General features: G+C 64.2%; 12 protein-coding genes. 5 read left to right on the top strand and 7 right to left on the bottom strand.

All coding sequences use genetic code 11. The features are described from left to right. Nucleotides 1-105: 105 nt before the first annotated feature. The 3 genes from gshB to rsmI are packed head-to-tail and all read right to left on the bottom strand — an operon-like array spanning nt 106 to nt 2,411. Nucleotides 106-1,047: a glutathione synthase gene (gshB, locus tag OCA5_RS00625; RefSeq protein ID WP_012561584.1), complete on the bottom strand. Its 942-nt coding sequence runs from the start codon at nt 1,045-1,047 to the stop codon at nt 106-108. A 30-nt stretch (nt 1,048-1,077) separates the two neighbouring features. After that, nucleotides 1,078-1,473 (bottom strand): YraN family protein, encoded by a 396-nt coding sequence (locus tag OCA5_RS00620; RefSeq protein ID WP_012561585.1) that lies wholly within the window; start codon nt 1,471-1,473, stop codon nt 1,078-1,080. Beyond that, a complete protein-coding gene (gene rsmI / locus OCA5_RS00615) occupies nt 1,470-2,411 on the bottom strand; it encodes a 16S rRNA (cytidine(1402)-2'-O)-methyltransferase (protein WP_013912718.1) in 942 nt (313 codons plus the stop codon). Before rsmI ends, OCA5_RS00620 begins: the two co-directional genes overlap by 4 nt. A gap of 205 nt (nt 2,412-2,616) precedes the next feature. Here rsmI and OCA5_RS00610 point away from each other — a divergent pair, with 205 nt between their 5' ends. Beyond that, a complete protein-coding gene (locus tag OCA5_RS00610) occupies nt 2,617-3,825 on the top strand; it encodes a penicillin-binding protein activator (protein ID WP_013912717.1) in 1,209 nt (402 codons plus the stop codon). A 116-nt stretch (nt 3,826-3,941) separates the two neighbouring features. Here the strand turns inward: OCA5_RS00610 and hemW are convergent, their stop codons facing one another. The 3 genes from hemW to rph form a co-directional block, all read right to left on the bottom strand. Then, on the bottom strand, nt 3,942-5,099 hold the full coding sequence (gene hemW / locus OCA5_RS00605) for a radical SAM family heme chaperone HemW (protein ID WP_012561588.1): 1,158 nt from the start codon (nt 5,097-5,099) through the stop codon (nt 3,942-3,944). Next, nucleotides 5,089-5,727 carry an RdgB/HAM1 family non-canonical purine NTP pyrophosphatase gene (gene rdgB / locus OCA5_RS00600; RefSeq protein WP_012561589.1) on the bottom strand — a complete coding sequence of 213 codons (639 nt, stop codon included), beginning with the start codon at nt 5,725-5,727 and terminating at the stop codon, nt 5,089-5,091. The genes hemW and rdgB overlap by 11 nt, the downstream gene beginning before the upstream one ends. 117 nt (nt 5,728-5,844) lie before the next feature. Beyond that, complete coding sequence (rph, locus tag OCA5_RS00595; protein ID WP_012561590.1) at nt 5,845-6,561, bottom strand: ribonuclease PH; 717 nt, start codon at nt 6,559-6,561, stop codon at nt 5,845-5,847. A gap of 154 nt (nt 6,562-6,715) precedes the next feature. Here rph and hrcA point away from each other — a divergent pair, with 154 nt between their 5' ends. Together hrcA and grpE are read left to right on the top strand one after the other, a co-directional pair. Then, a complete protein-coding gene (gene hrcA / locus OCA5_RS00590; protein ID WP_012561591.1) occupies nt 6,716-7,807 on the top strand; it encodes a heat-inducible transcriptional repressor HrcA in 1,092 nt (363 codons plus the stop codon). 114 nt (nt 7,808-7,921) lie between these two features. Beyond that, on the top strand, nt 7,922-8,524 hold the full coding sequence (gene grpE / locus OCA5_RS00585) for a nucleotide exchange factor GrpE (protein ID WP_012561592.1): 603 nt from the start codon (nt 7,922-7,924) through the stop codon (nt 8,522-8,524). 37 nt (nt 8,525-8,561) lie between these two features. Here the strand turns inward: grpE and OCA5_RS00580 are convergent, their stop codons facing one another. After that, nucleotides 8,562-9,530, bottom strand: a complete 969-nt coding sequence (locus OCA5_RS00580; RefSeq protein WP_012561593.1) for a hypothetical protein — start codon at nt 9,528-9,530, stop codon at nt 8,562-8,564. Between the two features lie 310 nt (nt 9,531-9,840). Between OCA5_RS00580 and dnaK the strand changes: the two genes are divergently transcribed. Together dnaK and dnaJ are read left to right on the top strand one after the other, a co-directional pair. Next, the gene (gene dnaK / locus OCA5_RS00575) at nt 9,841-11,754 is read left to right on the top strand and encodes a molecular chaperone DnaK (protein ID WP_012561594.1); all 1,914 of its coding nucleotides are present in this window, start codon (nt 9,841-9,843) and stop codon (nt 11,752-11,754) included. Between the two features lie 153 nt (nt 11,755-11,907). Then, nucleotides 11,908-13,041, top strand: coding sequence for a molecular chaperone DnaJ (gene dnaJ, locus OCA5_RS00570; protein WP_012561595.1), 1,134 nt, complete (start codon nt 11,908-11,910; stop codon nt 13,039-13,041). Nucleotides 13,042-13,070: the final 29 nt, after the last annotated feature.

The following is a 13,070-nucleotide window of genomic DNA, read 5'->3' as shown; positions in this document are numbered from 1 at the left end:
TACGACTTAATAAAATCAAACTAAGAGAAAGCGGGATTAATCTGCCAAATCTTTGTCAGTAATTGATTAAGGCGATCATTCGTATTTGGTGCGCTTAAAAATTTCTTAACGGCGCTTTCGCTCGATCGCATCCCAGATGTCGGCGGCGACGTTGCGCCCGCTGAGATTTGCAATGGCGCGGATGCCGGTCGGCGAGGTGACATTGATCTCGGTGAGATGGCCGTCGATCACATCGAGCCCGACAAACAGCAGGCCCATCTCCTTCAGGCGCGGCCCGACCCGCTCGCAGATCTCGCGCTCGCGCGGCGTGAGGTCCGTTGCCTTCGCGGCGCCGCCCCGCACCATGTTGGAGCGCAGATCGTCGGCCGCCGGTACGCGGTTGACCGCGCCTGCAAATACGCCGTCGACCAGGATGATGCGCTTGTCACCCGCGCGCACGCCCGGCAGGAAGGCCTGCACCACCCACGGCTCGCGGAAGGTAGTCGAGAACAGATCGTACAGCGATCCAAAATTCATGTCCTGCGCGGCGATCCGGAACACCGCGGCACCGCCATGGCCGTAAAGCGGCTTGAACACCACGTCGCCATGCGCCTTGCGGAACAGCTCGATCTCCTCCTTGTCGCGCGAGATCAGCGTCGGCGCCATCAGGTCGGAGAATTCCATCACGAAGATTTTTTCCGGCGCGTCGCGCACGCTGGTCGGATCGTTCACCACAAGCGTCTTGGGGTGGATGCGCTCCAGAAGATGCGTGGTCGTGACATAGGCCAGGTCGAACGGCGGGTCCTGCCGCAACAGCACCACGTCGAAGGATTCGAGGTTGGCGCGTGTCGCGTCGCCCAGCGTGAAGTGATTGCCGATCTCGTCGCGGACACTCAACGGTTGCACCGGCGCGATCACCTCGCGGCCCAACAGCGAGAGCCGTTCGGGCGTGTAGTAGAACAGTTCGTGCCCGCGCTGCTGCGCCTCCAGAAGCATCGCGAAGGTCGAATCGCCGCGCACGTTGATGCGCGCGATCGGGTCCATCTGAACGGCAACTTTCAAGGTCATGGCGGGTCCGGCTGTGAAATGAAACGAGGATCAGAACGAAGTGGTGTCGAAGGCCGCTTCCAGATGGCGCGGAAATCGCTTCGGCGCAATCAGTATCACGTCGAAGCGGCAATCCAGATTCGCATGGTCGGGATGCGCGGCAAGCCAGACGGAAGCCGCCGTTGCGATGCGTTGCTGCTGGCGCGCGGTGACGCTCGCGGCCGCCTCATCGAGCGAATTGCGCGCCTTCACTTCGGCGAACACCAGCGTCGCGCGCCGTCGCGCCACGATGTCGATCTCGCCATGCGGGGTGCGGTAGCGCCGTGCCAGCAGACGGTAGCCTTTGGCGGCGAGGTAAAGACATGCGCGACGCTCGGCCGAGAGCCCGAGATGAAACGCCGCGAGATGCGCGGGATCGGCGGCCGGTTGCTCGCCGGGCGCTGTCATTCGTCTTTGCCTTCGTTTTTACCTTCCTGCGCGAGCGCAAGAGCGCGCGCATAAACCTCGCGGCGCGGATAGCCTGACAGTTCGACTGCGGCGGCAACGGCATCCTTGACGCTGCCGTGCGCAAGCTGTGCGCGCAGCAGATCGTCGAGCTCGGTCTCGCTCATCCGCGAGGCGTCGGCCGACGGCGGGCCGATCACCAGCACGAATTCACCGCGTGTTTCAAGCTCGTCGGCGCGTGCTGCGGCCTCGGCCAGCGGCATGCGGCGGATGTCTTCGTGCAGTTTGGTCATCTCGCGGCAGATCGCGATGTCACGACGGCCCAGAATCTCCGCGAGATCGCGCAGCGAGGCCGCCAGGCGCGCACCGGATTCGAACAGCACCAGCGTGACGTCGATCCGTGCCAGTTCCGCGATGCGGTTGCGCCGCGCGCCATCTTTCGCCGGCAGAAAGCCCTCGAAGTAGAAGCGGTCGGTCGGCAAGGCCGCAACCGTGAGGGCTGCGAGCACGGACGAAGGCCCCGGCAGCGCGTGAACGGCAAAGCCCGCGGCAGTGGCCTCGCGCACCAGCTTGAAGCCAGGGTCGGAGACCAGGGGCGTACCGGCATCGGAGACCAGCGTCACCGCATCGCCCTGCGCAAGGCGAGCAAGAATCTTCGGCCGCGCGGCAACGGCGTTGTGCTCGTGATAGGGCGACAGCGGCACCGTAATGCCGTAGCGCTCGAGCAGCTTGTGGGTGACGCGGGTGTCCTCGCAGCAGATCACATCACTGCCCGCAAGCGTTTCCAGCGCGCGCAGCGTGATGTCACCGAGATTGCCAATCGGCGTTGCGGCGAGATGCAGGCCAGGCGCTGCCTTGGGAACCATGATGCGGTGTCCAGCCACCAGTATTTCACGGAGAGGCGGGGCGTCGATGGTGCGGGGAGAGGAACGGGGTGACATTAAGTGAGTGTAGCCTCTCGCCATGCGATCGTCTTGTGGTGCGTGAAAAAGATCACGCGGCGGGCGCGAAACGGCTTTTGGGGGAATTCGCGGGTCACAAATCCTTCGTTTTCCCGTATGGTTACCGCCAAGAAGCTAAAATCCGCCGCGTTATCGGTCTGCCAATTCCCCGGCCGGTTCCGCGAACGGGTCTGAAAGAGGATCGATGACGTCTCCGACCACTCCCTCGAAATTGAACCTGTTGACCACCCGTCGTAGTGCCGTCGGGCTCGTCCTGAGTGCACCGCTGTTGGCCGGATGCGCAGGGATGTCCGGGCTCACCGGAGGGGGTGACCAGCCGCCCGGGCCTTCGGGTCCGCCGCAGGAAGGCACCGCCATCGGCAAGGGGCAGGTCAAGGTCGGGCTGATCCTGCCGCTGTCCGGCGCGGGCAATGCCGGCATCGTCGGCCAGTCGATGAAGAACGCCGCCGAGATGGCGCTGGCGGAATTCCAGAACCCGGACCTGCAGCTTCTCGTCAAGGACGACACCGGCACGCCGCAAGGCGCGCAGATGGCCGCGCAGCAGGCGGTCGGCGAGGGTGCCGAAATTATTCTCGGCCCCTTGTTCGCGCTCTCGGTCTCGGGCGTCGCGCAGCAGGCCCGCGCGCGCAACATTCCGGTGATCGCGTTTTCGACCGACGCCAGCGTTGCGGGGCAGGGTGTCTATCTGTTGAGTTTTCTGCCCGAGTCCGATGTCAACCGCGTCATCGATTATGCCTCCGGCACCGGCAAGCGTTCGTTCGCGGCTCTGTTGCCGGAAAACGCGTATGGCAATGTGGTCGAGGCGACATTCAAGCAGGCGGTATCGCGCCGTGGCGCGCGGATGGCGGCGTTTGAGAAATACTCGACCGATCCCGCGCAGATGCAGAACGCCGTGCGCAACATCGCGCAGGCGCTAGGCAGTGCCGATGCGCTGCTGCTTGCCGATGACGGCGATGTGCTGGTGCAACTCTCCAACCAGCTTGCGAGCGCAGGCGCCGATCTGAAGCGCGTGCAGCTTCTCGGCACCGGACTGTGGGACAATCCGAAGGTGTTTGCCGATCCGCGTCTACAGGGCGGTTATTACGCCGCGCCCGATCCGTCGGGATATCGTGCGTTCGCCAAGCGCTATCGCGGCAAATACGGGCAGGACCCGGTGCGCACCGCAACGCTTGCCTACGACGCGGTGGCGCTCGTTGCCGCGCTGTCGCGTGTTTCCTCCGGCGGGCCACGCTTCTCCGCCGATGTGCTGACGAATGCGTCGGGCTTCACCGGCATCGACGGGCTGTTTCGGTTTCGCAGCAACGGCACCAACGAGCGCGGCCTTGCGGTGCTGCGCGCGGCGCCGGGCGGTGGGCAGATCGCCTCCGCCTCGCCGAAGAGCTTTGGGGCGTAGGCAGCTCCCTGTTCTCTGTCATGGCCGGGCTTGTCCCGGCCATCCACGCCTTAAGTGAGTATGAAGAAGACGTGGATGCCCGGCACGAGGCCGGACATGACGAATAGAGAGCATCGTTACGCCGCGAGGTCGGCGACCACGGCGTCGAGCAGCGGGAAGCCTGCCTGCGTCACCCGCAGCCGGCCATTGATATCCATCACGATCGCGCCGTCGTTCTTCAATGCAGCAATGCGATGCGGATCGAGCGGGCGTCCGGCGAGCGTTTCATAGCGCTGCGGGTCGATACCCTCGGCGAGCCGCAGGCCCATTAGCAGAAACTCGTCGGCGCGCTGCTCGCTATCGAGCAGGTCATCGGTGATGAGGCCGTGGCCTTCTTCTTCGACGCGCGACAGCCAAACCTCCGGCCGCTTCTCGGTCGCGATCGCATGGCGAATGCCGTCGATGTCGAGCCGCCCGTGCGCGCCGGGCCCGATACCGGCATATTCCTGCCCGCGCCAGTAGACGAGGTTGTGGCGGCATTCCGCGCCCGGCCGGGCGTGATTGGAAATCTCGTAAGCGGGAAGATTGTTCGCCGCGCAGATTTCCTGCGTGACGTCATAGAGCGCGCGCGCAAGGTCTTCGTTCGGCGTCTTCAACTTGCCGGCGCGGTGCAGGCCGAAGAACGGCGTGCCTTCCTCGATGGTGAGCTGATAGAGCGACAGATGCTCGGCTGCTTCCGCGATGGCGCGATGAAGCTCGCCCGCCCATGCCTGCACGCCCTGGTCCGGGCGTGCGTAGATGAGGTCGAACGAATAGCGCTTGAACGCGCGGCGTGCGATCGCCACCGCATCAAGGGCTTCACGCGCGGTGTGCAAGCGTCCCAGCGCTTTCAGCGATTGATCGTCGAGCGCCTGCACGCCGAGCGAGACGCGGTTGACGCCCGCTGCGCGATAGCCGGCAAAGCGCGTCGCCTCGACGCTCGTCGGGTTGGCCTCGAGCGTGACCTCAACGCTCTTATCGACGCTCCAGTGCTGCGCGATGGCGTCGAGGATCGTGGCGACCGTCTGCGGCTTCATCAAGGACGGCGTGCCGCCGCCGAGAAAGATCGAGGTGACGGTGCGGTCCGGCGCGCGAGCCGCAGTGGTTGCGATCTCGCGCACAAAGGCGCGGGCAAACCGTTCTTCATCAATCGCGGCGTGGCGGACGTGGCTGTTGAAGTCGCAATACGGGCACTTAGACAGGCAGAAGGGCCAGTGCACATAAACGCCGAAAGCATTGTGGGCGTCAGCGCGCAAGGCAGATCTCCGCGAGCTTCACGAAAGCCTTCGCGCGATGCGACAGGCCCATGCCGTGCGGCGGCAGGCCGTGCTTCTCGATACTTGTCATTTCACCGAAGGTACGCCCGTGCCCATCGGGGAGGAAAGCGGGATCGTAGCCAAAGCCAGCCGTGCCGCGCGGCGGCCACACCATCTGGCCGTCGACGCGCTCTTCCACTTCCTCCACATGCCCGTCGGGCCATGCGACGCACAGCGCGGAGACGAAATGCGCCTTGCGCTGCGCGGGCTCGGTCGCGTCGCGCTCCTGCAGCAGCCGCTCGATCTGCGTCATCGCCGCCATGAAATCCTTCGACGGCCCGGCCCATCGTGCCGAATAGATTCCCGGCTGACCTTCGAGCGCATCGACGCACAGGCCGGAATCGTCGGCGAAGGCCGGCAGGCCCGTTGCGTTTGCTGCGGCCGTGGCCTTGATGCGTGCGTTGGCGGCAAACGTCGTGCCGGTTTCCTCGGGCTCATCGAGATTGAGTTCAGCCGCCGACACCGCCTCGATGCCGTAAGGCGCCAGCAGCTCACGCATCTCGGCGAGCTTGCCGGGATTGTGAGTCGCGATTACGAGGCGACCGGTGATGTGGCGGTGGTTGGACATTGAAAGAACCTTGTCATGGCCGGGCTCGTCCCGGCCATCCACGTCTTAAATTTGTTGAGATCATCGAAGACGTGGATGCCCGGCACAAGGCCGGGCATAACGTCCTATTGTGGGTGGTTACGCCATCGCGATCTTTTGCAATTCGACCAGACGGCCGATGCCGTTTTGCGCGAGTGCCATCAGCTGCAGAAATTCCTCCTGCGAGAACGGCGTGCGCTCGGCGGTGCCCTGCACCTCGACGAGGCGGCCGTCGCCGGTCATGACGAAGTTCGCATCGGTCTCGGCTTCTGAATCCTCGGCGTAATCGAGATCGAGTACCGGCGTGCCGTTATAGATGCCGCAGGATATGGCGGCGACATTGTCGCGCAGCACGTTGTCGTTTTTCAGCATGTTGCGTGCCTTCATCCATTGCAGGCAGTCGGCGAGCGCAACCCATGCGCCGGTGATCGACGCTGTGCGGGTGCCGCCATCAGCCTGGATCACGTCGCAGTCGATGGTGATCTGGCGTTCGCCGAGGGCCACGAGATCGACGGTGGTGCGCAGCGAGCGGCCGATCAGGCGCTGGATTTCCACGGTGCGGCCGCTCTGCTTGCCGGCGGAGGCCTCGCGGCGGACGCGTTCATGGGTGGCGCGGGGCAGCATGCCGTATTCGGCAGTGACCCAGCCGCGGCCCTGACCCTTGAGCCACGGCGGCAGCCGCTCCTCCAGCGTCGCGGTGACGAGCACGCGGGTGTCGCCGAATTTCACCATGCAGGAACCTTCGGCGTATTTCACCACGCCGCGTTCGAGCGAGACGGGGCGCAGTTCGTTGGGCGCGCGGCCGCTGGGACGCATATTTTTCTCCGAAAAGCAGGAAAGAACGTGGGCTGCTTTTAGGGGGGCGGGCTTCGCCCGGCAAGGCCGATATCCGTCGCCAAGGCGCTTGTCAGGCGCGGATCGCGGGAACACATTAAGGCGGATTCGATCACGACTTCCTCAGGAGCAATGGTTGTCGCACCACGACCCGAAAGAGGCGCTGATTACGCCCGGCGCCGCGCTGTCGCAGCTCAATGAGCGCTCCCGCGACATTTTTAGGCAAATCGTCGAGAACTATCTCGCAACCGGCGAGCCGGTCGGCTCGCGCAATATCTCGCGGATGATTTCGGTGCCACTGTCGCCGGCGTCCGTGCGTAACGTGATGGCCGATCTCGAACAGCTTGGCCTGATCTATGCGCCACATACCTCGGCCGGCCGGTTGCCGACCGAACTCGGTTTGCGCTTTTTCGTCGATGCGCTGATGCAGGTCGGCGATCTGACGGAAGACGAGCGGCAGTCGATCCAGGCGCAGCTCGCCGCGATCGGCAAGCAGCAGTCGATCGAGGCGACGCTCAGCGATGCGATGATGCGGCTCTCGGGCCTCACGCGCGCCGCCGCAGTGGTGCTGACGGGAAAATCCAATCCACGGCTCAAGCATATCGAATTCGTGCGGCTCGAGCCCGAGCAGGCGCTCGTCGTGCTCGTGTCCGAAGACGGGCAGATCGAGAACCGCGTCCTCGCATTGCCGCCTGGCGTTCCGTCGTCGGCGCTCATCGAGGCCTCGAACTTCCTCAATTCGCGGATTCGCGGCCGCACCTTGAGCGAGGTGCGCGGCGAGCTTGAAGCTGCACTGGCGCAACGCCGCAGTGAACTCGATCAGTTGACGCAGAAGATCATCGCGGCCGGTGTCGCCTCCTGGTCCGGCGGGTCGAGTGACGAACGGCGATTGATTGTGCGCGGCCACGCAAATCTCTTGGAGGACCTTCACGCGATGGAGGATCTGGAGCGCGTGCGGCTTCTGTTCGACGATCTCGAAACAAAGAAGGGCGTCGCCGATCTGCTGGGTCTGGCCGAGCAGGGCGAGGGCGTGCGGATTTTCATCGGCTCGGAGAACAAGCTGTTCTCACTGTCGGGTTCCTCAACCATCACCGCGCCCTATCGCGACAGCTCGGGCCGCATCGTCGGCGTGCTCGGCGTGATCGGGCCGACGCGGCTCAATTATGCGCGCGTGATCCCGATGGTGGACTACGCCGCGCGGATCGTGAGCCAGATGCTCGGCAAGTAAAGCGTGCGGATCGGTATTTGTGGCCCTTCATGAGGGGTCGCCCGCGCTTGATTTTTGCCCGGCAAACGACGATATGGCGAGCAAGAACCTCTTCAATCAGACAGTGGAAGCGTGATGACCGACAACGACGGCCAGAAGGATTTTTCTGAAGCGGCGGCAGAAAATGCGGGCAGCAAGCCCGGTGAGCCGCGCGTGTCGAAGCCCTACATCATGCCCGACGACCCGGAGGAGACCCCCTCCGAAGCGCTCGTCAAGGAAGCGGCGGAAGCCAAGGACCGCATGCTGCGCACGCTGGCGGAGATGGAAAATCTGCGCAAGCGCACCCAGCGCGAGGTGGCTGATGCACGTGCTTATGGCATTGCGGGCTTTGCGCGCGACGTTCTGGAAATCGCCGACAATCTGCAGCGCGCGCTCGATGCCGTGCCTGCGGAGGCGCGGGCCGCGGCCGACCCCGGTCTCACCGCGTTGATTGAGGGTGTTGAGCTCACCGAGCGTTCACTGCATCGCGCGCTTGAGAAGAATGGCGTGAAGAAGCTCGATGCCGCGGGCGAGAAGTTCGATCCGAACATCCATCAGGCGATGTTCGAGGTGCCTGACAATTCGGTGCCGCCCGGCACCGTCGTGCAGGTGATCCAGACCGGCTACATGATCGGAGATCGCGTGCTGCGCCCGGCGCTTGTCGGCGTATCCAAGGCGGAACCGAAGCCCGCCGCCTGACCTGAGACCAAAGCTGTTTTAATTAAACGCTCGGCTGCTATTTGGCGCTGATGCTGTCGCGCACCGTGCGGAAGCGCGTGAAGGCGGTGCCCCACTCGCTTTGCGGTGCACTCGCGACGATGCGCAGCGTCGCCTGTCCTGATCCGAACCGCAGCCACTGCACCACGCGCACCGGAGTATTGTCCGTGCCGGTGACGCCGTCGAGACGCGTCTCGTAGCCGGGTGATCCGTCGATGCGCAATGGCTCGTTGTTCGTCATCTTGACGTCGCGCAGGCCGACGATGTTCGAGGCAAGGTCGCGCGCGAAGCGGCCGCGATCGTCGGGCTGAGCCGGGCCGCCCTGCATGATGCCGACCATGATGTAGGCGGAGCTGTCGAGCTTTGCGTCATCGTCGCCATCGCTGAGCAACACTGCCGAGCGCGGCGCGATGGTGCGCACGTGCTTGAAGCCTGCAAGATCGCCGATCTTGAATCCGAGCTGGGCGAGTTGTTCGTCGACCGGCACTTCGGGGCGTGTGACCGCGGTTGCGAGCATCTTGCGGATGTTGGCTTCGGAATAAGTCTCGCCCGCCTCGCCGCGAACCTGAACGATGGCATAGCCGGTGAACTTGTTGCCGGGCAGAAGCAGCGTGTAGTTCGCGACCTCGGTGTCGCCTTCCTTGCCGGATTCGGTGATGAGATAGCCCTTGCGCGTGGTGGTCTCGAAGACCTGCGGCTTCGGCGCGCCGACCGGCATGTTCTCCTGCTTGGCGGCGGTTTCGGCTGCTGTGTAAGCGGCCTCCGGAATCTCCGACAGTCCGATCCGCACGCGCTGATCGCCGCTGATGAAGCCGGAAAACTCCTTGGATGGTGTGAGCCCGTCGAGCGGCACGAGGCCGATGCGCACACCTGCCGGGAAAACCGCATCCGCGGCAAGCGCGGGGACGGCCGGGGCGAGAGCGGCGGTGAGCGTCATCAAGGCCGCGGCTGCGGCCCGGCGGAGTGTCTTCCTGGAGATCATCATCATCGCAGGCTCCCTGACGCCCGATTGAGGCGGTTCGATGAAACGCGGGTTCGATAGCAGCTTCCGGCGCGTGCCGACAGGGCGCAGGCGAGGGGTCGGCAGGGGGTCGCGGACAGGGCTTCCCGGATATTAACCGGGCGGCATAAATGCCTCCGAATAACGGCTTTCGTGGTACCCGGTCCTTGCGGCCCCCTGCGCCTCTCCTATATGAGGCGGAGCGTCGCAGGCTTGCGCGCTTGGATTTTCAGGGGGTTGGGTGCGGTGCGCCGACAGGGCCCGACCAATCCGCCGCAAAAAGAAGGATAGAGGGACGATGGGAAAGGTCATTGGGATCGATCTCGGCACCACCAATTCGTGCGTGGCCGTGATGGACGGCAAATCGCCGCGAGTTATTGAGAATGCTGAGGGCATGCGCACGACGCCTTCCATCGTTGCGCTCACCGACGACGACGAACGCCTCGTCGGCCAACCTGCCAAGCGGCAGGCGGTCACCAATCCGGAAAAGACCATTTTCGCCGTGAAGCGCCTGATCGGCCGCCGCTACGACGATCCGACCGTTGCGAAGGACAAGGACCTCGTCCCCTACAAGATCGTCAAGGCGTCGAATGGCGATGCCTGGGTCGAGGCCGACGGCAAAATCTATTCGCCCTCGCAGATCTCCGCCTTCATCCTGCAGAAGATGAAGGAGACCGCGGAAGCTCACCTCGGCCAGAAGGTCGACCAAGCCGTCATCACCGTTCCCGCTTATTTCAACGACGCCCAGCGCCAGGCCACCAAAGACGCCGGCAAGATTGCCGGCCTTGAAGTGCTGCGCATCATCAACGAGCCGACGGCGGCTGCGCTCGCTTATGGTCTCGACAAGGCCAAACAGGGCACCATCGCGGTCTACGACCTTGGCGGAGGCACCTTCGACGTCTCGGTTCTCGAGATCGGCGACGGCGTGTTCGAGGTGAAGTCGACGAACGGCGACACCTTCCTCGGCGGCGAAGACTTCGATATGCGCCTCGTCGGCTACCTCGCCGATGAATTCCAGAAGGAGCAGGGCATCAACCTGCGCAACGACAAGCTCGCGCTGCAGCGTCTCAAGGAAGCTGCGGAGAAGGCGAAGATCGAGCTGTCGTCAACGACCCAGACCGAAATCAACCTGCCGTTCATCACCGCCGATGCCTCGGGTCCGAAGCATCTGACGATGAAGCTCACCCGCGCCAAGTTCGAGGCGCTGGTCGATGACCTCGTGCAGAAGACCATCGAGCCGTGCCGCAAGGCGCTGAAGGATGCGGGCCTCTCGGCCGGTGAAATCAGCGAAGTGGTGCTGGTCGGCGGCATGACCCGCATGCCGAAGATTCAGGAAGTGGTGAAGCAGTTCTTTGGCAAGGAGCCGCACAAGGGCGTCAACCCCGACGAGGTGGTGGCGATCGGCGCTGCGATTCAGGCCGGCGTGCTGCAGGGCGACGTCAAGGACGTGCTGCTGCTCGACGTGACGCCGCTCTCGCTTGGCATCGAGACGCTGGGCGGCGTGTTCACCCGCATCATCGAGCGTAACACCACGATCCCGACCAAGAAGAGCCAGGTGTTCTCGACCGCGGAAGACAATCAGAACGCGGTGACGATCCGCGTCTTCCAGGGCGAGCGCGAGATGGCGGCCGACAACAAGGCGCTCGGCCAGTTCGACCTGATGGGCATTCCGCCGGCACCGCGCGGCATGCCGCAGATCGAAGTCACCTTCGACATCGACGCGAACGGCATCGTCAACGTCTCGGCGAAGGACAAGGCGACCGGCAAGGAACAGCAGATCCGCATCCAGGCCTCCGGCGGTCTCTCCGAATCCGAGATCGAGAAGATGGTCAAGGAAGCGGAGGCGAATGCCGCCGAGGACAAGAAGCGCCGCGAGGCGGTCGACGCCAAGAACCACGCCGATGCGCTGGTGCACTCCACCGAGAAGGCGCTTGCCGAGCACGGCTCAAAGGTCGGCGAGGGCGAGCGCAAGGCGATCGAGGACGCGCTGGCCGATCTGAAGGAAGCCCTGAAGGGCGACGATTCGGAGGCCATCAAGGCGAAGTCCAACACGCTGGCGCAGGCTTCGATGAAGCTCGGCGAGGCGATGTATCAGCAGCAGGCCGAGGGCGATGCAGCCCGCGACGCTGCGCAGGACGCCGCCAAGGACGATGTCGTCGATGCGGAATTCACCGAGGTCGACGACGACAAGAACGACAAGAAGTCGGCGTAAGGGTTCAAGATCATGGCCCCTCATCCTTGAGAAGCGCACAGCGTTTCAACGAGGATGAGGGGCTTCATGCTTTGACCATGCGCCGGAGCTCCTGAAAGCGCGGCCTTCGAGGCACGCGTGGAGATCCGGAAGACGATGGGGCAGACGTAAAGGATGGCAACCAAAACCTGCTACTACGAGACCCTCGAAGTCTCGCGCGAAGTCGACGAGGCCGGTCTCAAATCCGCTTTTCGCAAGCTCGCGATGAAATGGCACCCGGACAAGAATCCGGGCAATCCGGCCTGCGAGCACAAGTTCAAGGAAATCTCCGAGGCCTACGAGGTCTTGAAGGACAGCCAGAAGCGCGCGGCCTATGACCGCTTCGGCCACGCGGCCTTCGAGCAGGGCGGCATGGGTGGCGGTCCGGGTTTCGGCGCCGACTTCGGCTCGGCGTTCTCCGACATTTTCGAAGGCATTTTCGGCATGGCCGGCCGCGGGCGCGGCGGCGGTCGCGAGCGCGGCGCGGACCTGCGCTACAACATGGAAATCACGCTCGAGGAAGCCTTCCACGGCAAGACCGCGCAGATCAACATTCCGGTCGCGGTGGCCTGCGAGGCCTGTTCGGGCACAGGCGCCAAGCCCGGCACCAAACCGAAAGTCTGCGCGACCTGCGGCGGCGCCGGTCGCGTGCGCCAGGCTCAGGGCTTCTTCACGCTGGAGCGCACCTGTCCGAGCTGCCATGGCCGCGGCCAGAGCATCGACACGCCGTGCCCGGCCTGTTCGGGTCAGGGCCGGGTGCAGAAGGAACGTTCGCTGTCGGTTAACATTCCGGCCGGCGTCGAGGACGGCACCCGCATCCGCCTCGGCGGCGAGGGCGAGGCCGGCGTCCAGGGCGGCCCCTCCGGCGACCTCTATATTTTCCTGTCCGTGGGCTCCCACCCGCTGTTCCAGCGCGACGGCGCCGACCTGCACTGCCGGGTGCCGATCTCGATGGTGACGGCGGCGATCGGCGGCGAGTTTGAGGTGCCGGTGATCGACGGTGGCAAGTCGCGGGTCAAGGTACCGAGCGGAACCCAGTCCGGCCGCCGCTTCCGCATTGCCGGCAAGGGTATGCCGGTGCTGCGCTCGCGCCAGACAGGCGATATGTATGTGCAGGTTGTGGTCGAAACCCCACAGAACCTCACGAAAAAGCAGAAGGAACTGCTGGCGGAGTTCGAAAAATTGTCCTCCGGTGAAACCCAGCCGGAGGCGGCGGGTTTCTTCAAGGCGGTCAAGGATTTCTTCGGCGCAGGCGCGGGAACCGCCTGAGCCGGAACTTGACCGCGTCAGTTTGCCTC

The organism is Afipia carboxidovorans OM5 (assembly GCF_000218565.1).
Taxonomy (GTDB): Bacteria; Pseudomonadota; Alphaproteobacteria; order Rhizobiales; family Xanthobacteraceae; genus Afipia; species Afipia carboxidovorans.
The sequence above is the reverse complement of the archived record's forward strand: the minus strand, read 5'-3'. Positions and strand labels throughout refer to the sequence as shown.

Bases quoted from the DNA above. Each gene is read 5' to 3' on its own strand.
- gshB (WP_012561584.1), bottom strand. From the start codon at position 1,047: ATGACCTTGAAAGTTGCCGTTCAGATGGACCCGATCGCGCGCATCAAC.
- OCA5_RS00620 (WP_012561585.1), bottom strand. From the start codon at position 1,473: ATGACAGCGCCCGGCGAGCAACCGGCCGCCGATCCCGCGCATCTCGCG.
- rsmI (WP_013912718.1), bottom strand. From the start codon at position 2,411: ATGTCACCCCGTTCCTCTCCCCGCACCATCGACGCCCCGCCTCTCCGT.
- OCA5_RS00610 (WP_013912717.1), top strand. From the start codon at position 2,617: ATGACGTCTCCGACCACTCCCTCGAAATTGAACCTGTTGACCACCCGT.
- rdgB (WP_012561589.1), bottom strand. From the start codon at position 5,727: ATGTCCAACCACCGCCACATCACCGGTCGCCTCGTAATCGCGACTCAC.
- rph (WP_012561590.1), bottom strand. From the start codon at position 6,561: ATGCGTCCCAGCGGCCGCGCGCCCAACGAACTGCGCCCCGTCTCGCTC.
- grpE (WP_012561592.1), top strand. From the start codon at position 7,922: ATGACCGACAACGACGGCCAGAAGGATTTTTCTGAAGCGGCGGCAGAA.
- OCA5_RS00580 (WP_012561593.1), bottom strand. From the start codon at position 9,530: ATGATGATGATCTCCAGGAAGACACTCCGCCGGGCCGCAGCCGCGGCC.
- dnaK (WP_012561594.1), top strand. From the start codon at position 9,841: ATGGGAAAGGTCATTGGGATCGATCTCGGCACCACCAATTCGTGCGTG.
- dnaJ (WP_012561595.1), top strand. From the start codon at position 11,908: ATGGCAACCAAAACCTGCTACTACGAGACCCTCGAAGTCTCGCGCGAA.